This is a genomic window from Streptomyces sp. NPDC001513 (genome assembly GCF_042894695.1).
Taxonomy (GTDB): Bacteria; Actinomycetota; Actinomycetes; order Streptomycetales; family Streptomycetaceae; genus Streptomyces.
This window is the reverse complement of record NZ_JBIAVU010000005.1, coordinates 363624-382588: the sequence shown is the minus strand read 5'-3', so window position 1 is coordinate 382588 and position 18965 is coordinate 363624. Positions and strand designations below refer to the sequence as shown.

20 protein-coding genes are annotated in these 18965 nt (G+C 74.1%); 7 read left to right on the top strand and 13 right to left on the bottom strand.

Annotation, left to right across the window (positions count from 1 at the left end):
- Positions 1-4: 4 nt before the first annotated feature.
- From ACFYZ4_RS13710 to ACFYZ4_RS13670, 9 genes are all read right to left on the bottom strand, one after another.
- A complete protein-coding gene (locus ACFYZ4_RS13710; protein ID WP_351288107.1) occupies positions 5-1147 on the bottom strand; it encodes a GNAT family N-acetyltransferase in 1143 nt (380 codons plus the stop codon).
- On the bottom strand, positions 1144-1989 hold the full coding sequence (locus ACFYZ4_RS13705; RefSeq protein WP_351288104.1) for a lipopolysaccharide biosynthesis protein: 846 nt from the start codon (positions 1987-1989) through the stop codon (positions 1144-1146). The genes ACFYZ4_RS13710 and ACFYZ4_RS13705 overlap by 4 nt, the downstream gene beginning before the upstream one ends.
- Before the next feature lie 46 nt (positions 1990-2035).
- Entirely contained in the window at positions 2036-3394 is a 1359-nt protein-coding gene (locus ACFYZ4_RS13700; RefSeq protein ID WP_351288101.1) for a glycosyltransferase, read from the bottom strand.
- A complete protein-coding gene (locus ACFYZ4_RS13695) occupies positions 3391-4170 on the bottom strand; it encodes a polysaccharide deacetylase family protein (RefSeq protein WP_351288098.1) in 780 nt (259 codons plus the stop codon). The genes ACFYZ4_RS13700 and ACFYZ4_RS13695 overlap by 4 nt, the downstream gene beginning before the upstream one ends.
- Positions 4160-6244: a lipid II flippase MurJ gene (gene murJ, locus ACFYZ4_RS13690; protein ID WP_351288095.1), complete on the bottom strand. Its 2085-nt coding sequence runs from the start codon at positions 6242-6244 to the stop codon at positions 4160-4162. The genes ACFYZ4_RS13695 and murJ overlap by 11 nt, the downstream gene beginning before the upstream one ends.
- Positions 6245-6498: 254 nt before the next feature.
- Entirely contained in the window at positions 6499-7926 is a 1428-nt protein-coding gene (locus tag ACFYZ4_RS13685; protein ID WP_390783966.1) for an O-antigen ligase family protein, read from the bottom strand.
- Positions 7926-9464: an exopolysaccharide biosynthesis polyprenyl glycosylphosphotransferase gene (locus tag ACFYZ4_RS13680; protein ID WP_390783965.1), complete on the bottom strand. Its 1539-nt coding sequence runs from the start codon at positions 9462-9464 to the stop codon at positions 7926-7928. Before ACFYZ4_RS13680 ends, ACFYZ4_RS13685 begins: the two co-directional genes overlap by 1 nt.
- Complete coding sequence (locus ACFYZ4_RS13675) at positions 9461-10645, bottom strand: glycosyltransferase (protein ID WP_351288089.1); 1185 nt, start codon at positions 10643-10645, stop codon at positions 9461-9463. The genes ACFYZ4_RS13680 and ACFYZ4_RS13675 overlap by 4 nt, the downstream gene beginning before the upstream one ends.
- A 19-nt stretch (positions 10646-10664) precedes the next feature.
- Entirely contained in the window at positions 10665-11753 is a 1089-nt protein-coding gene (locus ACFYZ4_RS13670) for a DUF3344 domain-containing protein (RefSeq protein WP_390783964.1), read from the bottom strand.
- Positions 11754-11926: 173 nt separating this feature from the next.
- Between ACFYZ4_RS13670 and ACFYZ4_RS13665 the strand changes: the two genes are divergently transcribed.
- The 5 genes from ACFYZ4_RS13665 to ACFYZ4_RS13645 all read left to right on the top strand — a co-directional run bounded on the left by ACFYZ4_RS13665 (position 11927) and on the right by ACFYZ4_RS13645 (position 15054).
- Positions 11927-12181, top strand: coding sequence for a chaplin (locus ACFYZ4_RS13665; protein ID WP_351288083.1), 255 nt, complete (start codon positions 11927-11929; stop codon positions 12179-12181).
- Between the two features lie 118 nt (positions 12182-12299).
- Positions 12300-12710: a rodlin gene (locus ACFYZ4_RS13660; protein WP_351288081.1), complete on the top strand. Its 411-nt coding sequence runs from the start codon at positions 12300-12302 to the stop codon at positions 12708-12710.
- 238 nt (positions 12711-12948) lie between these two features.
- The gene (locus ACFYZ4_RS13655; protein ID WP_351288079.1) at positions 12949-13182 is read left to right on the top strand and encodes a chaplin; all 234 of its coding nucleotides are present in this window, start codon (positions 12949-12951) and stop codon (positions 13180-13182) included.
- A gap of 119 nt (positions 13183-13301) precedes the next feature.
- Positions 13302-14510 carry a chaplin gene (locus ACFYZ4_RS13650; RefSeq protein ID WP_390783963.1) on the top strand — a complete coding sequence of 403 codons (1209 nt, stop codon included), beginning with the start codon at positions 13302-13304 and terminating at the stop codon, positions 14508-14510.
- Positions 14511-14706: 196 nt separating this feature from the next.
- Positions 14707-15054 carry a hypothetical protein gene (locus ACFYZ4_RS13645; RefSeq protein WP_351288073.1) on the top strand — a complete coding sequence of 116 codons (348 nt, stop codon included), beginning with the start codon at positions 14707-14709 and terminating at the stop codon, positions 15052-15054.
- Positions 15055-15139: 85 nt separating this feature from the next.
- Here the strand turns inward: ACFYZ4_RS13645 and ACFYZ4_RS13640 are convergent, their stop codons facing one another.
- Together ACFYZ4_RS13640 and ACFYZ4_RS13635 are read right to left on the bottom strand one after the other, a co-directional pair.
- On the bottom strand, positions 15140-15379 hold the full coding sequence (locus ACFYZ4_RS13640; RefSeq protein WP_351288070.1) for a chaplin: 240 nt from the start codon (positions 15377-15379) through the stop codon (positions 15140-15142).
- A gap of 155 nt (positions 15380-15534) precedes the next feature.
- The gene (locus ACFYZ4_RS13635; RefSeq protein WP_390783962.1) at positions 15535-16053 is read right to left on the bottom strand and encodes a hypothetical protein; all 519 of its coding nucleotides are present in this window, start codon (positions 16051-16053) and stop codon (positions 15535-15537) included.
- 270 nt (positions 16054-16323) lie between these two features.
- Between ACFYZ4_RS13635 and ACFYZ4_RS13630 the strand changes: the two genes are divergently transcribed.
- Positions 16324-16734, top strand: a complete 411-nt coding sequence (locus ACFYZ4_RS13630) for a rodlin (protein WP_351585047.1) — start codon at positions 16324-16326, stop codon at positions 16732-16734.
- Between the two features lie 97 nt (positions 16735-16831).
- Here ACFYZ4_RS13630 and ACFYZ4_RS13625 read toward each other — a convergent pair whose 3' ends face one another.
- Positions 16832-17473 (bottom strand): vitamin K epoxide reductase family protein, encoded by a 642-nt coding sequence (locus ACFYZ4_RS13625; protein WP_351304330.1) that lies wholly within the window; start codon positions 17471-17473, stop codon positions 16832-16834.
- Between the two features lie 192 nt (positions 17474-17665).
- On the opposite strand from ACFYZ4_RS13625, the gene ACFYZ4_RS13620 reads away from it, so the two are divergent.
- A complete protein-coding gene (locus tag ACFYZ4_RS13620) occupies positions 17666-18436 on the top strand; it encodes a DUF6227 family protein (protein WP_390783961.1) in 771 nt (256 codons plus the stop codon).
- A gap of 30 nt (positions 18437-18466) precedes the next feature.
- Here ACFYZ4_RS13620 and ACFYZ4_RS13615 read toward each other — a convergent pair whose 3' ends face one another.
- Complete coding sequence (locus ACFYZ4_RS13615; RefSeq protein WP_351304336.1) at positions 18467-18952, bottom strand: hypothetical protein; 486 nt, start codon at positions 18950-18952, stop codon at positions 18467-18469.
- Between the last annotated feature and the right edge of the window lie 13 nt (positions 18953-18965).

The following is an 18965-nucleotide window of genomic DNA, read 5'->3' as shown; positions in this document are numbered from 1 at the left end:
CGGGTCATCGCACCCGCAGTTCGTTGAGCCGCGCCCGCCAGTCCCTGGCGGCCGGCAACGCCTCCCGCAGCGCGTCCACCGCCCGCTCGCGCCCCGTCAGCTGCGACTCGTGCAGTCGCAGCAGGGGCGCGAGCGCGCTGGTGGCCAGCAGGAACCGCTGGTTCACGACCGTCTCGGGCCGCCAGTGGTTCTTGTACGGCTCGTTGCCGCGCAGGAAGCTGACCACCGGCCGGCCCTCGGCGAGCGCCCGCCCCGCCTCGTAGCGCAGCAGCAGCGTCGCCACGTCCACCTTCCGGGTCCGCAGGTCCGGGTCGGCCCCGTAGAGGTAGCCGCCGCTGAGTCCGGCCGACAGCAGCGTGACGTTGGCCGCCACCACCTTCCCGTCCAGCCGGAACTCCGTCAGCCGGCCCTCCCCCGCCCGCACCATCCGCCGGGTGGCCCGGGTCAGGTGCTCGGCGAAGCGGGGCCTCAGGTGTTCGGGGGTCACCCCGCGGCCGCGCCACTGCTTCTCGTGCAGCCGCAGCAGGGTCCGTACGGCACGCGGCACTTCCTGCTCGGTGACCTCGTGCTCCTCGATCCCGGCCGCGTCGGTCTTGCGCAGCTTGGCCCGCACCCGCTGGGCGCCGGACGCCGGCATCCGCTTGACCAGCTCGTCGAACGGCAGCGTGGGCAGCTCCATGCACGTGGAGTCGGCGAGCCGGGCGCAGGCACCGGGCCACTGCCGGTACAGCTCCTCGGCGGCCGCCCCGGGACGCACCTCCCGCAGGTCGACGACGGCCCGCCGGGCGGCCCGGTGCAGCCCGCGGGCCAGCGCCGGGACGACCTGCTCGGCGTGCTCCGCGGCCACGAGGACGTCGAAGTAGTCGGTGATGGGGCCGCCGAGCGGCACCAGCAGGGGCATCGGCCGGTGTACGAGCATCAGCGCGGCCGCGCCGACCAGTTCCTCGCCGCGCCGGACGAGGACGAGCCGGAGCCGGCCGTCCTTCCCGTACGACAGCCACCAGGAGTGCAGCCAGGCGTGGCTCTGGAAGGGGGTGGCGGTGGGACAGCCGCGGAAGAGCCGGTTCCACGGCTCCTCCAGCGCGGCGAACTGCCGGGGGTCGCGGCACAGCGTCACCGACAGGGCCCCGGCGGAGCCCGAACTCATCGCACGGACTCCTTCTCCTTGGCCGAGGTGGGCTCACCCTGGGCGGGGAGCGAGGCGTACTCCTCGACGGGGGACGCCACCGCGGGCTCGGCCGGCGCCGCGGCGACGGCGCGGGCCGGGGCCTGGGCCTGGGCCGCGGGCCCGTCCCCGTGCTCCTCGGGGCGCCGCGCCCGGCCCGGCCGGGCGAGCAGCCACAGCCCGCCGAGCAGCCCGCCGGCGCACATGCCGACGGCTCCGCTGATGGCGGCGGACGGGGAGGCGGGCTCGGTGGGAGCCACGGCCTGGTTGAAGAGGAGCAGCTGGACCCCGGTGTTCTTGGCGGCCTGGTTGCTGCTCAGCGACAGGGCGTCGGCCACCGCGTTCGAGATGTCGGCGGCCTCGGACGGGCTCGTCGAGGTGCCCGTGATGGCGATCATCGGGGACTCGGGCGAGGTCTCGGCCCGCACCTGGGTCCGCAGCTGACGGGCGGTGATGCCGGCGCGGGGCTGGGCGTAGCCGAGGGTGGAGCTGCTGGTGGCGATGCGGGCGTACGCCTGCGCGAAGCCGAGGGCGGTGGCCGGCTCGGTGGTTTCGTCGGGCACGGCGACGACATAGCTGGTTGCGGCGTACTCGGGGGTCTTGAGCACCCCGTACGCCCCGCCCGCGGCCAGCCCGAGCACGGCGCACACGGGCAGCGGCCACCATGCGGGCGGCTTCGGCAGTCGCCGCCGCGACTTCCGCTCGGAGCGGTGGTCCGGCTTCCGCTCGGCGGTCTTCCGCTCGGCGGTCTTCCTCTCGGCCTTCTGCTCCGGCTTCGGCTCGGGCTTCTTGTCGGACTTCTTGTGATCGGTGGTTTCGGCCATGAGCGTGCTCGCTTCCTGGGTGAGGGTGGTTCGGGGAGGGGACGGTTCAGCCGGTCCCGGTCGGCTCCGCCGGCCCGGGGCCCACCGGCTTGCGCCGGGCACCGACGACGGTTCCGGTGACGGCTGCGGCGCCGGGCACCCGCCCGGGCACGGCCGCGCCCGGGAGCGACAGGTCCGGGACCGAAGGCTCCGGGCGCGCCGGGTCCGGGCCCGGCGGACCCGACCGGCTCGGCGCGGCCGGAACGCTCTGAACGCCCGGGCCCCGGGCGGCCCCGGCGGTGCCCGGCGCGGCCGAGAGGGCGAGGTCGTACACGTCCAGCAGCTGCCGGGCGCTGCGGGCGATGTCGTAGCGGCGGACCACCGGCGGCGGGGGCAGCCGGCGCGCTCCCGCCTCCATGTGCCCGCGCAGCGCCGCGACCAGTTCCTCCGTGCCGGTGCCGATGCGGCGGGCCCCGGGGGCCTGCGCGGCCGGCAGGTCGTCGATGGCCGGGCAGGTCACGTGCAGGACGGGGAGTCCGGCGGCCAGCGCCTCCACGACGGCGAGCCCGAAGGCCTCCTCCCGTGACGGGGAGACGAAGACGTCCATGGCGGCGAGCAGCGCCGGGATGCCGGGGGTGCGGCCGTCCGCGCTGTCGCCCAGCGGGTCCCGCTCCCCCAGCAGGTGGATCCGGCTCTGCGCGCCGAGTTCGGCGGCCAGCCGGCGCAGCCGCGCGCGCTCCGGCCCGTCCCCGGCCAGCAGCAGGTGCGCCCCCGGCAGCGCGGCCACGGCCCGCACCAGGACGTCGAAGCGCTTGCCGGGGACCAGCCGTCCGACCCCGCCGACGACGAAGGCGCGTTCGGGCAGGCCGGTCCGGGCCCGGGTGGAGCGCCGGACGCCCTCCTCGAAGCGGAAGCGGACGGCCTCGATCCCGTTGGGTACGACGTGCACCCGCGCGGCCGGCACCCCCCACCCCTCCAGCCGGGCGGCGACGGTGTCGGACACGGCCACGGTGGCCGCGCCGAGGCGTTCGGAGGCCAGGTACAGCGCCCGTACCCCGCCGGACAGCGGCCGGCCCTCGATCTCGCCCTCGCCGAGGGAGTGTTCGGTGGCCACGGTCGCCCGGGCGCCCGCGAGCCGGGCCGCGAGGCGCCCGTACACGCACGCCCGGTACAGGTGCGTGTGCACGAGGTCGTACTCGCCGCGCCGGATGAACCGCACCAGCCGCGGCAGCGCCCCCAGGTCCCGGTTGCCGCGCATCCCGAGGTGCACGACCCGGACGCCGTCGGCGCGCAGCCCCTCGGCCACCGGCCCGGGGTTGGTCAGCGTCAGCACGTCGCACGGCATCGGCATGTGCCGCAGCAGCAGCCGCAGTTGCTGCTCGGCGCCGCCGACGCCGAGGCCGGTGATGATGTGCAGGGCCTTCACCGGCGCACCGCCCGGCGACGCAGCTCCTGCGCCTGGTGGCGCAGCTGCTTGATCCGCAGCCGGGCGCTGCCGTCGGCCTGGCTGACGTGGGTGCGGGGCAGGGCGTGCGGGCCGGCGAGCCCGCCGGGGTCGATGGCGCAGGCGTACGTGTAGCCGGCGGCGCGGGTGGCGTCGACGACGCGGGCGTCGAGGTGCCCGTACGGGTAGCAGAACCCCTCGGGCAGGGTTCCGGTCAGCTCGCGCAGCAGGTCGCGGCTGCCGCGGAGCTCCTGCTGGAGGACGTCGTCGGGGGCCGCGGTGAGGTCCTGGTGGAGCAGCCCGTGCGAGCCGATCTCCTGTCCGGCGTCGGCGACTTCGCGGATGCCCTCGGCGGTGAGCAGGGACTTGCGCGGGCCCAGCGGGTCCCACACGTTGTCCACGCCGAGCCGTCCGGGCAGCACGAAGAGGGTGGAGGTGAAGTCGTGGCGGCGCAGCAGCGGCAGCGCGTGGGTGAGGAAGTCGGTGTAGCCGTCGTCGAAGGTCAGCCCGACCAGCCCGGCGCCGCGGCCGGCCGCGCGGGCCCGGAGGAGTTCCCCGACCGAGACCCCGCGCAGGCCGCGGGAGTGCAGCCACAGCAGCTGGGCGTCCAGCACCTGCGGGGTGACGGTGATCCCGTACGGGTCCTCGGCGGGGTCGGTGAACTCGGCGACCGAGTGGTACATCAGGACCCACGGCGAAGCGGTCCGGCGGGCGGGGACCAGCACGGCGGCGGGGGCCGTGTCGGTGTCAGCGGACATTGCGGAACCTCTGCGTGAACTGGGAGATCTGACCGGGCAGGGCGGTGACTTCGAGGGCGCGTATGGCCATGCCGGTGGCTCCGAACATGGCCGGGACCAGCAGGCAGCCGAGGGCGGCGCTGAGCATCGGGTCGGGGATCATCGGCCCGGCGATCCAGCCGGTGGCGCAGGCGGCGACGGCGGCCACGGCGAGCCGTCCGATGCTGACGGCGACCCGGCGGACCTGGATGGCGATGATCCGCGAGCCGAGTCCGGTGAGCAGCAGTGCGGCGGTGGTGGAGATGCCGGCGGCGTTGGCGGCGGCGATCCCGTAGGTGCCCCACCAGCCGACGGCGAAGGCTCCGGCCACGATGTTGACGAGCAGGCCGGCACCCATCGCGAACGCCGGGAACCAGATGGGCCGGGCGGTCGAGAAGAAGGGCCGGGACAGTGCTCCGACGAGGCAGTGGCCGAGGAGTCCGAGTCCGTAGACCCGCATGACGGAGGCGGTGGCGAGGGTGTCCTGGTGGGTGAAGGCGCCGCGTTCGAAGAGGACCTGGATGATCTGGGGGGCGTAGCCGATGACGAGGGCGGTGCCCATGAGGACGGCGAGCGAGGCGAGCGCGAGGTCCTGTTCGACGCGGCGCCGGGCCTTCTCCAGCTCCCCGCCGGCCATGGCCTGGGCGACGACGGGGAAGGTGACGGTGCAGATCATCAGGGAGAGCACCATCGGCATCTGCGCGACCTTCTGCGCGTAGTTGAGGTGCGAGATCGCCCCGGGCGGGAGCGAGGCGGCCAGGAACCGCTCGACGAGCACCTGCGACTGCCGGAAGACGGCGAAGAAGATCACCGGGGCGATGACCCCGAAGGCGATGAGGGTGGGGCGGTCGCGGTCGCGCTGGCTGCGCGGGGCCCTCTTGGCGCGGGGCGGGCCGAAGCCCACGTTGCGGATGAAGGCGGGCAGCTGGACGAGGACCATCAGCAGTCCGCCGACGGCGACGCCCGCGGCGGCCGCCCGTACGCCCCACACGGCGTTCAGGGCGACCATGGTGCCGATGATCCCGACGTTGTACGAGACGTAGATCGCAGCGGGTGGCACGAAGGAGCGGTGGGCGCGCAGCGCGGCGCTGAAGTATCCGGCGATGCCGAAGGAGATGACGGTCAGGGCCGTCATCCGGGTGCACTGGATGGCGAGTTCGGGGTCGGGCAGGCCGGGGGCGAGCACGGCGACGACCGCCGGCGCGGCCATGATGAGCAGGGAGGCGATGGCGGCCACGAACACGGCGAGCCGGGGCAGGGTCGCCCCCACGAGCAGCCGTACGGGGTCCTGCGCGCGGGCCTCCTTGCGGGTGAGGCCGGCCCGGCTGGCGGCCCGGCGGGCCAGGGCGTGGCTGAACGCGGGCACCATCAGCAGCGCCATGGCGTCCTCGATGAGCAGCGTCGAGGCCATCTCGGGCACGGTCCAGGCGATCAGGAAGGCGTCGCTGTCGTGCCCGGCCCCGAAGAGGTGCGCGATGGTCTGGTCGCGCACGAGCCCGAACACCGCGCCGGCGGCGGTCAGCCCGGCGGTGACCGCGGCGGCCTTCGCCAGGAACCGCCCTAGCGGCGGACTCCCGCCGGGGGTGGCGGGATCGGGGAGCTCGGCGGATCCGGCCGTCCGGCTGCCGCCGGGGGTGCCGGGCGTACCCGGGGTGCCGGGTGCGGAGGACCCGCCCGCGGCGCGGGCCCTGCCGTGCCGGCCCCCGCCGGGGGCGGCGGGTACGGAGGCCTCGCCCGCGTGACGGACGTGGCCGGGCCGGCCGCCCGCCGGGGCCGGGGCCTCGTGCACGTCGGCCGGGGCGCCCGTGGTGCGCGCCGCCACCCGTACGCTGCGCCTTCCCGAGGGGCCGCCCGGATAGCCGGCGGAGCCGAACACGGGCTGCCGCACGGCCGGCTCACCGCCGGGCACGGCCCCGGCGACGAACCCGGGATCCACCGGACCCCGCGCACGCGCGCCCGGCGCCGCGGGGGCTCCGGCCGTACGGGCCGCCCCCGCCGCGACGTTGCGCCCGGGCAGGGCGCCGGTGACGAACCCGGGGTCCGCCGAGCCGGGCACGGCCGGATCCTGTCCGGGGGCCGTACCGGGCAGGACCGGGGCACGGCCCGGGCCGGGCGTACCGGGGCCGCCCTGGGCCGCGGGGGCGCCGGCCGAACCGGACCCCGTCGCATGGCCGCTGCGGCCCGGGTGGGCGCCGGCGGCGGTCCCGGGAGCCGCGGCCGGACGGGGTGTGCCGGTGGGTGCACCCGGGACACGGGCGGGGCCCGCCCCGGCCGGAGGGCCGGAGGCGGGCCGCCAAGGCGTGGTGTCCGTCACGGGCGGGCCAGGGCTTCGGGGGCGCTGCCCCGTGAGCCCGCGCCGGGGGCCGGGGCAGGGGCGCCTCGCTGCCGGCCCATGCCGGCGACGGCGGGGCCGGGTCGGCCCGCGTCCTGCGGGGAGGGCAGTGCCCACCAGGCCGCCAGGCCGATGATCACCCCGGTGAGGACCGTGGACGGCCCGCCGATGTCCGCGTACAGGAAGTCGGTCAGCTGCCACGCGAACAGCCCGATCGCGACCAGCCCGCAGTCCCGCATGCCCTCGCCGGCGGCGAGCCGCCGGAGTCCCGCCACCAGCAGCGCGGCCCAGCCGCCCGCCAGCGCGATCAGCCCGATCAGGCCCTGCTCGCTCAGGATCAGCAGGTACATGTTGTGCGGGGAGAGCAGCGGCTGGCGGAGGTACGCCTGTCCCGCGCCCGCGGTGTCGCTGCCGGAGGAGAGCCCCAGCGAGGAGTGGCCGTCGCGGTTGGCCGGGAAGCCCTTCAGCCCCACCCCCACCGCCGGCCGCTCGCGCCACATCGACTCGGCCGCGGCCCACATCGTGTAGCGGTCGGTCACCGACTGGTCGGGGGCGCTGGAGACCTGGGTGATGGAGGTCAGCCGCTCGGCGACCATGGCGGAGCCGACACCGAACCCGCCCACGAGGACCACGCCCGCCGCGACGAGCGCGAGGAGCACCTTCAGCGCCCGCCGGATCCCGGCCAGCACCATCACCAGCACCGCCGCGCCGGCGGTGGCGATCCACACGCCCCGGCTGAACGACAGCACCAGCGGCAGCACCAGCGCCAGTGCCAGGCCCCCGCCGATCCGCCGGACCCGCCGCGGCAGCCCGGGCGCCAGCCCGACCGCGGTGGCCACGATCAGCCCGTACGCCACCACGGTGGCCATGCCCATGACGTCACCAGGGCCGAAGGTGCCCACGGCACGGACGTCCTGGCCCTGGTAGGAGGCCCCGGTGTGGGTGACGTACTGCACGACCCCCACCGCGCCCTGCACCAGCGCCAGGACCACGAAGCACCCGGCGGCCAGCCGGAACTCCGCGGCGTCGCGCACCAGCAGCACCACGGCCGCCGGGACGAGCACGAAGACCTGGAGGTAGCGCACGAAGCCCGGCAGGGCGGCGTACGGATCCCCCGCGGTCATCGTCGCGATCGCGAGGCCCACGGCCGGCGTGCCGAGCACGAGCACGCCCAGCGGGGTCAGTGCCCGCACCCGGCCGCGCAGCGCCTGCACTCCGCAGACGAACGCCAGCAGCAGCGAGGCGGCGTCGGCCGGGCCGACCTTCCCGGAGGCGGTCGCGTCCCCCGCCGGGAGCGGGGCGAGCAGGAACAGCACGGTCGCGGCGAGCGGCAGCAGCGGCCAGTGCCGGCGCAGCAGGACCGGCAGTCCGGGCAGGGCCCGGTGACCGGAGACGACGAGGCTCATCAGCTGCCCCCCAGCCGGAAGCGGAAGAAGGAGGCCGCGGTGCGGGCGAGGATCCAGAGGTCCTGCCACAGCGACCAGGTGTCGATGTAGTGGTTGTCGAAGCGGGCCCGGTCCTCGATGGAGGTGTCCCCGCGCAGGCCGTTGATCTGGGCGAGGCCGGTGATGCCGACGGGCATCCGGTGACGGGCCTCGTAGCCGGGGTGGACGGTGGAGAACTTGGCGACGAAGAAGGGCCGTTCGGGGCGGGGCCCGACGAGGCTCATGTCGCCGCGCACGACGTTCCACAGCTGCGGCAGCTCGTCCAGCGAGGACTTGCGCAGGAAGGAGCCCACCGGGCTCATCCCGCGGTCGCCCGCGACGGTCCAGCGGGTGGCGGCCTCGTGCTCGTCGGCGCGCAGGGTACGGAACTTCAGCAGGGTGAAGGGGCGCCCGTAGAGGCCGACCCGCTCCTGCCGGAAGATCACCCCCGGCCCGTCCCAGAGCCGTACGGCCAGTGCGCACAGCCCCATCACGGGTGCGGCGGCGACGAGCGCGACCAGCGCGAGCGCCGAGTCGATGCCCCGCTTGGCCCAGCGCTCCAGCGGCCGGGCCGGGCGCGGCAGCAGCGGCTGCACGGCGTACCCCCACAGCTGGTCGGCGGGGTGCGCGAGGCGCATCCCGGTGACCTTGGCGGTGCCGGCCGGGTCGGCGAGCCACAGCCGGCAGCCGTGGTCGTGGAAGAGCCGGACCAGGGAGGCGGTGCGCTCGTCGGCCTCCGGCGGGCGGGTGAACACCGCGTGCCGGACGGAGTTCTGGATGACCGCGCGCCGGATGTCCTCGTGGGTGGCGAGGTAGGGCAGGGCGCCGCTGTCGGCCTCGGCGCCGGCCGAGGTGTCGGCGAGCCCGACGGGGCGCAGCCCGAACTCGGGGCGGCCGTGCAGGGCGGCGGCCACCGCGCCCGCTCCGGCGCCGGGTCCGACGACGAGGGCGGAGGCGGGCCGGCGCAGGGCCGCGCGGCGCTGGAGCTGGTTGACGAGGCCGCGGCCCGCGCAGGCCAGGACGACCTGGAGGCAGACGGCGGTGAACAGGACGTGCCAGCCGAGGGCCCGGGCCGGGTCCACGGCGGCCAGTACGGCGGCCGCCCCGCACCACAGGACGGCGGACCGGCCGGCCAGCACGGGCAGTTCGAGGAGCGCGGAGGGCGCGAGCCGGGGCCGGTACAGCCCCGCCTGCGCGTGCAGCGCGGCGAGCAGCAGGGGAAGGGCGGCGACGGCCGGCACCGCCACCGGGGCCGGCAGCGCCGGTCCGGGCAGGGTCGTCGCGGTGAGTACGGCGGCCAGCGCGTCGGCGGTGAGCAGGGGCAGCACCCGGCTGCGGCGACGGACCCGCCGCGGGCGCACGGCGGACCTGGCCTGGTCCGTCCTGGGCCCGCGCGGGGGGTGGATGGCGGTCGCGGAACGGCGGCCTGCCGCGTGTGGCGCGGGCGCGAAGGCGCTGCCGCCGGCGGGCCCCGTGCCGCCCTGCCCGGTGTGCCGGGCGGGTGCGCTGTCCATCGTCATCGGCTGATGCGCTCCTGGTTCAAGGGCCGGGGCCTGCCCAGCAGTTCGTGGTACAGGCCGGTGACCGCTTCCGTGGTCCGCCGCACGTCGAAGTCGGTCCGGGCGTGCTGCCGGGCCTGCTCCCCCAGTTCGGCGAGGAGCCGCGGCTCGGCGAGCAGCCGCCCCAGGGCCTTGGCCAGCGCCGTCGGGTCCTCCGGCGGCACCAGGCACAGGCGTCCCTGGCCGGGCGGCAGGCTCTCCCGGGCGCCGCTGACGTCGGAGACCAGGACCGGCCGACCGCAGGCCATGGCTTCGAGCGGGGCGAGCGCCATGCCTTCCCACCGCGACGGCAGTACAACGAGATCGGCGGCCCGAAGCCACGGTCGGATGTCGGTGGCGGCGCCCGCGAAGAGCACGCCCGGTGGGGCGGTTCGGCGCAGCCGTTCGGTGTCGGGGCCGTCGCCGACGAGGGCGAGGCGGGCTCCGGGGACGGTGCCCAGCAGCTCCGGCCAGGCCCGCAGCAGGATGTCCTGCCCCTTCTGGAGGCAGATCCGGCCCACGCAGACGGCGAGCGGCCCTCCCCGGAAGGCGGCGGGCAGCGGCAGTTCGGCGCGCGCCCGGGCCCGGTCCTGTTCGGGGTCCGGTCCGCCGGGTCGGAAGTGGTCCAGGTCCACGCCGTTGCGGATCACCGACCAGCGGGCGGTGATGCCCTCGGCCTCGCCCGCGCGGCGTTCGGCCTCGCTGACGCAGAGCACCCGGTCGGCCCAGCGGGCCCCGTACCGCTCCCAGCGCAGGGCGAGCGCGCCGGTGGCCCCGCCGACCGCGTCGAAGGACCAGGCGTGGGGCTGGAAGACGGTGGGCACGGTGCCGCGCGCGGCGAGCCGCCCGGCGAGTCCGGCCTTGGCGCTGTGGGCGTGCAGCAGGTCGGGCCGCACCTGGCGGAGCAGCTGCCGGGCGCCGAGCAGTTCGGCGGGCAGCCCGGGTCCGGGGGCCCGCCCGGCCCGCCAGGTGAGCACTTCGGCGCCGGCGGACCGGGCGGTGTCGCCGAGGGTGCCGCCGGGTGGGCAGCCGACGACGGCGCGCAGGCCGTCGGCGGTCTGGGCGCGGACGAGGTCGGTGACGACCCTGGCCACACCGCCGTCGACGGGCTGGACGAGATGGAGGACGGTCGTGGGCTGTGCCGCCCGAGGTTGTGTGGGCACGTGGAGTGGTCTCCTACGTTCAGCGGCGCGCGTCTGTCTGAACGAAGAGCACACCGAGGAAATGACCCTGACTTTCACCCGTGAACCTGAAGTTCAGGCTGCGGGCTCCACCGGACAGTGCGGGACTCAGGTCGAACACGTCCGCGTCATATCCGAGATTATTCACATGTTCGGGCTGTCGCACGAACGACTGACCGCCGAATTCCGTGATCGTGGAATTCATAACATCATTAAAAGGATTTTCTCCGTCACTGAGGCTCACCCGGCGCCCACTGTCGGCCGTCACGGTGAGTGAGTCCCCGAGGGTGCCCCGGTCCCCGTCGTACGCGACCACCCCGACCCGGCCCGCGGACCCGGCCGGCGCGTCCAGGCCCTCGATCTCGACCGTTCCGTCCCCGGCGCGGGCGGCGAGCCCCTCGAAGCCGTCCCACAGCGAGATCCGGCGCACCGGCTCCTGCGGGTGCTCGTAGGCGACGACCAGCGTCCAGCCGCCCCAGGCCCCCACCTCGGAGTGGCCCATGGCGATGTTGAGCTGGGCCACCGTCCACATGCCCGCGCCGCCCTTGCGGACCAGCGGGGTCACGTCGGCGGAGGCCTGGTAGGCATCGCTGCCCGCGTCCGTGCGGTGGCCCATCACCGTGTCGGCCAGGACCTCCTTGTACGCGCCGCCGGGCTCGGCGACCAGCACCCGGCCGTTGTCCTCCGGCGGCTTCTGCTCGCCCACCCGCAGGTTCCCGCCCCAGTAGAGGCGGGCGTACGAGACCTTCGCGCCCGGCGGGACCTTGAGCTCGGCGCGGGTGGAGTTGTAGGTGTCCGGGTCCTTGTCGACCTCGCTGTAGAACATCTCGAAGTCGCTGTTGACGCCGGCCGCGCCGCGCTTCACGTCGGCGCACGGCTCGGCCTGCGGGGACTCCTCCCTGCGGCAGCTGATGCCGGCGTTGGAGGCCCGTACCAGCCCGCCGTGCTGCACGGCCTGGTAACGCTGGGTGAACGGAACTCGAGGCAGCTCCTTGGGACCGGGCGCCGCCCACGCCACCGGGGCGGTCGCGGAAAGGGTGAGGCAGGACAGCAGACCGAGCGTGCCGAGGATTCTGCGGGAGGAACCCATGACCCTGTCTCCATTTTCGATCAAGGGGACAAAACAGGAGTGAACTTTGTCAGAACTCGGGCTGGAAATCACGCTGGACTCGCTTGTACGGCCTTTTGGGCGATGGCACGCACCCTCGGAACGGGCGGGTCGTTATCCGGGCACCATTGTTCGAACCGAAAGGAAATACGGAGATGAAGAAGAGGCTGGTGCGCGGCACCACCATCGCCGTCGCGGGCGCCGCCCTGCTGATGGGCGGCGCGGGCCTCGCCTCCGCGCACGGCGGGGACGGTGCGACGGCCAACGGCTTCACCGGCGGGTCCCCCGGCGTCCTGAGCGGCAACCTGCTCCAGGTCCCCGTCGACGTCCCGGTGAACGCCTGCGGCCTCACCGTGAACGTGATCGCCCTGCTGAACCCCTCCTTCGGCAACACCTGCGTGAACGCCTGAGCGTCAACCGCGCCGTCCGAAACGGCTGCATCCGGGTGAATGCACGCAACCCGAGCCGGGGCCGGTCCGTTGATCCGGGTGCTCCACTACCGGGCAATCCTGCAAAAAAGGGACGACAATGATCAAGAAGATGATGGCCTCGGCCGCGGTTGCCGCCTCGGTCGTGGGCATCGGTGCCGCCATGGCGCCGCAGGCGATGGCGATCGGCAACGACAACGGCGTCACCACCGTCCAGGGCAACGGCGCCGCGCAGATCTACGGCAACCAGGCCACCTACGGCAACATGAGCCCGCAGATGGCGCTGATCCAGGGCTCGTTCAACAAGCCCTGCATCGCGCTCCCCGCGAAGGCCAACGTCCAGTCCGTCCTGGCCCTGGTCAACGTCGGCGTCCAGGACATCCCGGTCCTGTCCAGCCCGCAGAACCAGCAGTGCACCGAGAACTCCACCCAGGCCAAGGGCGACGAGGCCCTCTCGCACATCCTGGACAACATCCCGGTCCTGTCCGGCAACGTCTCCCAGGGCAGCTGACCGAAGGCCCGCGCCCGCGAGGCCGCCGCACCTTCGGGTCGCGGCGGCCTCGCCGCATGTGGAGCCGGGCCGCACCGCCCGAGTAATTCGCGACACAAATGCGCCGGCACCCCGAATTCACCCCGAGCATCGGAGTGAATTGCCGGCCACCCGCCGAAAATGTGCGGTTTCTTTTCCCCTCGCCACTCGTTGTTAATTCTGCAGTGGATACGCCCCTGCGGGAAGGATCGAAATCAAAATGACGTACAAGAAGGCAGTGGTGCTGGCCGCCGGCGCCCTGATGGCAGTCGGTGCAGCCTCCCCCGCCATGGCCGACGCGGACGCCGCGGGCAAGGCCGTGGGCTCCCCCGGCGTCCTGTCCGGCAACCTGCTGCAGGTTCCGGTGCACGTCCCGGTCAACGTCTGCGGCAACACCGTGAACATCATCGCGCTGCTGAACCCCTCGTTCGGCAACGTCTGCGTCAACGCCTGACGAAGCGCCTGCCCGCAAGGGCAAACCTCCTCGGAGTGGCCTCGGAGTGCACGGCGGTGCACTCCGAGGCCACCTTCGATTCAGCACCGGCCGCAGCGCCGGTAGACAGGGAAGGACCCATGCGACAGGTACTGAGCCGACAGGTACTGGGCAAGGGGATGCTCACGGCGGCGGCCGCGTCGAGTCTGCTGTCGATCGCGACCGGCGCGGCGTACGCGCACCCCGGGGCGACGGCCGAGGTCTCGCATTCGCCGGGTGTGCTGGCCGGCAACAGCGTCTCGGTACCGGTCACCTTCGCGCCGAACGTGTGCGGCAACAGCGTGGACGGCGGTGCGGCGCTCAACCCTGCGATGGGCAACACGTGCGCCACCTCGACCGGCTCGCACGCCCACGACGGGTACGACTACGGGCGTTACCTCAGCCCCGAGAACGCCGAGGCCTTCGAGCGCCACCTCGACGAGCGCGGCGGCCGGCACGCGGTGCCCGGACAGCGTCAGGAGTCGCGGCGCCACGAGGAAGCGCGGTACGAGGAACCCCGGCACGAGGAAGCGCGGTACGAGGAAGCCCAGCCCGAGGCGTCCCGGCCCGAGGCGTCCCGGCCCGACGAGCCCCGCCCCGCGGGCCCCCGGCACGCGAAGCCGCGCCACGAGGAGCCCCGCCACGAGGGCGGCTACGGCGGCCCCGGCAAGGAGGAGGGCGAGGAGGAGTGCGACGACCACGAGTCCGCGCCGCCCCCGCCCGAGCACCACGCGCCTGGGCCCGACGCGCCGCATCCGATGCCGGAGCCCGTGGAGGAGCAGCCCGCCCCGCTGCCCGCACCGGAGCCGGTCCAGGAGGCACCGCCCGCACCGCCCGCCGAGGAGGCCCCCGCCCCCGAGGCCCCGGCACCGCAGGCTCCCGTCGAGGAGGCCCCGCACACGCTCCCCGCCCCGGAGCCCGGCCCGGCGCCCGAGGAGGCCCCGCACACGCTTCCGGCTCCGGCGCCCGGCCCGGCGCCCGTCGTGGACGAGGCCCCCGAGCCCCGGCCGCCGCACGGCAGCCAGCCCGTGGAGCACCCGGCCCCGGCGCCCGAGGTCGTACCTCCCGCGGACCAGCCGCCGGCCGCCCCCGCCGGTGACACCCCCGTCCACCTGCCCCCGGCGCCGGCCCCTGCTCCCGCTGCGGTCCCGGCGCAGGCTCCCGTTCCCGCGCCCGTTCCCGCTCCGGCGCACGTGACCGCGCCCGCGCTGGCCGAGACCGGCGCGGGTCAGCCCGCGGCCGCGGCGGCCCTCGCCACGGCCCTCATCCTGGGCGGCGCCATTCTGTACCGGCGGTCCCGTATCTCCTGACGGGCAATACCGGTAATCAGAAGAAATATCGGCCGGAGAATCCCTCGTCGGATTCTCCGGCCGCTGTCGTGAACCCGTTCCGCACCGCGCACGCGTTCGCGTTTCCGCAGCCGCGGGGAATCGTTACCCAGGGCGAAAGCGGTGCGACGGTCGCCGCTGATGCCGCTGCCCACGAAAAAAGAAGAGGATTTCGATAATGAAGCTCACGAAGGTCGCCGCTGTCGTCGCCGGCTCGGTCGCCGCCCTCGGCGCCGCCGCCCCCGCCTTCGCCGCCGATGCCCCGGCCGCGATGCCCCCGATGAGCCTGACCAGCGGGGCGACGGACGCGCTCAACGCCGTCGGGCCGTTCACCGAGTCGGCTCCGCAGACGGTGGGCAACGCGCTGGCCGAGCAGGGCGAGGGCGTGAACAAGGTCGTGGACACGGTCCAGCGGGTCAACAAGGTCCGCAACGAGGTGCCCGCCACCGTGCTCGGCCTCGCGAACGGCGCCACCCAGACGTCCCCGCTGCTCGGCGGAGTGAAGCTCAACGGCGGCCAGGGCTGAACCGCCCCGGCTGAAACGCGTACCGACACGACTGTGGGCGCCACCGGCGAGGCCGGGGCGCCCACAGTCGGTCGTGCGATGAACGTCAGTCGTTGAAGCAGTGGTTGCCGAACGCGGGGTTCAGCGCACCGATGATGTTCACGGTGTTGCCGCAGACGTTGACCGGGATGTGCACCGGGACCTGCAGCAGGTTGCCGGACAGGACGCCGGGGGAACCCACGGCCGCGCCCTCGGCCGACGAGTCGGCGACGGCGGAACCGGCGGCACCGGCCGCGGCGAGACCAGCGGTGGCCAGGACCAGGGCGGCCTTCTTGGCAGAGTTCATGGGAAGTGCACCTTCTGTTCGATGTTCTGCCCCGATCCGGGGCTCACATCGAGCGAAACGGTCCACCCTCCCACGACGACACGGCCACGTGCACGAAGAGACCTGTTCGGCTCAATTGTCGTAACCATGCGGCAGGTTCCCGGTCGTTCCGCGTCCTACGGCAGGGCGGGAAGGTCCGGGAGCTCCGGGATCCCGGGGAGCGCCGGAAGCTCCGGGACCGCGGGGAGTTCCGGAACTGCCGGGACCGCCGGGGCTGCCGGGACCGCCGGGACCGCCGGGATCGCGGGCACCGCCGGCAGTGCGGGGATGAGCCCGGACAGGTCGGGGAGCTCCAGGTCGGGGAGCTCCAGGTCCGGGAGCTCCGGGAGCTCCGGAAGTTTCGGCAGCTCGATCGGCGGCAGTTTCACCCCGCCCGGCAGCAGGCCTCCCACGGACGCGAGCAGGTCCTGGATGGTCTTGGTGAGACCGGCGAGCAGGTCGTCGATCGGACCGGCGGCCGCGGCGCGCCGCTCGATCTTGTCGACCTGCTGCTGGACGGAGGCCACCCGCCCGTTGAGCGCCGCGGAGCCGTCACCGTCCGCGGCGCCCGCGGGGGCGGCCGCGCCGGTCAGTATGACGACGGCGAGGGCCGACGGAACGAGGAGGCGGGCGCGGGACGGCTTCGTGCGGTGCATGAGCGTTCCTTCTGGTGGTGGCACACAAACGGACCCGAGCGATCCGCTTCCTCACCCACCGTGCGAACACCTCCCACGGAGCGCAACCGGAACGTGTGCCCGTACGGGCTGCGTACGGGCTTCGCGCACGCGTCCGCAGGCCACTCACCCGGGCCGGGGAAAAACTCGGCGCACGCAGGCCGTTTGAGTGAAGGAGCGGAACCAACCCCCTGGTAGTGCAGTTGACCAGGGCGCTCCATCAGCGGGCACTCGTGCGACAAAAGGATCAAGATGTTCAAGAAGTTCATGACCGCCGCCGCGGTCTCCGCCGTTGCGGTCGGCGCGGGCGCCGCTGCCGCGGCCCCGGCCATGGCCATCGGCAACGACGGCGGGGTCACCACCGTCAACGGCAACGGTGCCCAGCAGATCTACGGCAACCAGAAGACCCACGGCGACCTGAGCCCGCAGCTCGGCCTGGTCCAGGGCACCCTGAACAAGCCCTGCATCGGCCTGCCGGCGAAGGTCAACGCCCAGTCGCTGATCGCCGCGCTCAACATCGGCGTCCAGGACATCAACGTCCTGTCGAACCCGCAGAACCAGCAGTGCACCGAGAACTCCACCCAGGCCAAGGGCGACGAGCCGCTCTCGCACATCCTGGACAACATCCCGGTCCTGTCGGGCAACCTCTCCGCCGGCAGCTGATCTCAGCTCGCGGAAACCGACGAGGGCCCCGGCGGCGTCCAGCCGCCGGGGCCCTCGCGCGTGCCGCGCCTGCCGCGGCACGGCGTTCCGGCCGCGGTCAGCCGGTCCAGAAGTCCCACCACCGGGTGAGGACCAGCATTCCGATCACTCCGATGTGCAGGGCGGGCGGGGCCCAGCCGAATTCGGTGAAGAAGCCCCGCACCGGGCCGGGGGCGGGCAGGACGCGCGTACGGACGTTGTGCGCGGTGACCGCCCAGAACATCAGCAGGGTCGCCACCCAGGCCAGGCAGCACCACAGGCAGAGCGCGTTGATCTCGTAGAGCGACTGGACCATCAGCCAGGTGCAGAACCCGACGCCGAAGACCGTGCCGGCGTTCAGTCCGAGCCAGAACCAGCCGCGGTAGCGGGCGCCGGCCAGCAGGCCCGCGCCGACGCAGACCACGACGGCGTACCCGGCCAGCCCCAGCATCGGGTTGGGGAAGCCGAAGGCGGCCGCCTGCTCGCTCTGCATCACGCTGCCGCACGAGACGACCGGGTTCAGGCTGCACGCCGGCTTGAAGTCCGGGTCCTCCAACAGGAGGAACTTGTCGAGGGTGATCACCCAGGAGGCCAGCAGCCCGGCCGCCCCGGTGAGGGCCAGCAGCCAGGCCAACCCCTTGGGCGGGGTGTCCCGTTCGCCCTCGTGTCCACTGCGGGGCCGTCCCTGCTGGCGCGGGACGCCCACTGTATTCGTTGCCATGTGGCCCATAGTCCCGCGCTCCGACACAGAACAGGCCCAACCGTGCCCATCCGTACGCAAGTTGACCTGAAGGGGTGGCGGGAACCTCCGATGCTTCCCGGACGTTTTACCGAACCCCGAACGTGATGTCAGAGCCAGGGGTTACGTTGAGCTTCCGCGAAGTGACAAGCTGCGACGGCCTGGAGACCCACCTTGAGCGATCCGTACGAGACAACCGAGGCGCACCTCGACCGACTCCTCGGCCGCGCCCTCAACTCCTTCGACCTGCCCGACAGGTTGGTCGAGCGCCTCGGCACGGCGCTCGCCCACAGCTCTTCGCTCTACACCACCCACCACAGCCCGGCCACGGGCGTCTGGCGGGAGACCCACCGGCACACCTACCTGCTGGCCGACGGCGGTTCGGTCTCCCTGTGGGAGCTGACGTACCTGCCCGAGGGTGACCGCAGGGTCCGCCACGAGATCTTCGCGAGCAAGGCGGAGACCTGCCTGGCGGTGTCCCGGCTGTTCGGAGAGGCCTCCGCCGGCGCCACCCCTGATCCGGTGCTGCTGCCCGGCGACGAGGAGCCGGAGAACGACGTGGCGGCGCTGAGCGCACTGTTCGCGGGCTCGGCCCCGGCCCGGCGGCACCGGGAGTACGCGGTGGAGCAGTCCGCCGACCACGCCCGGCGGGTGCTGCGCCGCGCGGAGAACGGGGACCGGCCCGGCGAGCCGGTGGCGGCGCTGCTGCGGACGGCGTACGGGCATCAGATCACGCAGGCGTTCGGCGGCCGGCAGTGCCTGTCGGACGGGCGGGACGCCGGCTTCAGCCTGTACGAGCACGCCTTCGTGCTGCTGGACGGGACCGAGGTCAGCCTCTGGGAGGTCGAGCACACGGCGACGCCCGACGGCCGGCACATGTGCGAGGTGTACGAGAGCGAGGCGGCCGCGCGCGGAGCCATGGAGCACCGCGCCCGCGTCCGGTGACGCTCCCGCCGGGGGCCGTGGGCAGACCGTCTAGTCCGCGGCGGCGGCGCGGCCTTCGCCGGCCATGAAACGCCAGACCAGGGCGTGGCCCAGCACGATCAGGCCGATCAGCATCAGCGCCTCGGCCTGGATGGGCTGCAGCCCGAGCGGCTCGGCGAGTTCGGGGACGGCGCCGACCACGGCGATCAGGGCGTAGAGCAGGGCGGCGGCGGCCTGCTGCCAGGTCAGGAAGCGGTCGCCGCGCGCCCGGGCCAGCAGCCGCAGGGTGCTCGCGCAGCCGACCACCGCGAGGACGATGAAGGCCGCCCGCCAGACCTGCGGCTGCTCGGTGCCGCCGACCTGGGCGAACAGGCCCATCAGGGCGGGCAGCAGGAAGGACAGGTAGATCCCTCCGACGACGCGCCGCAGGGCGGGTTCGCGCATCCAGTCGTGGTGGCTCTGGACGACGTTCCACCACAGGCCCACCAGGGTGAAGCAGGTCGCGGAGAAGAGGGCGTAGAAGGTACTGACATCCATGGACGACGAGAGT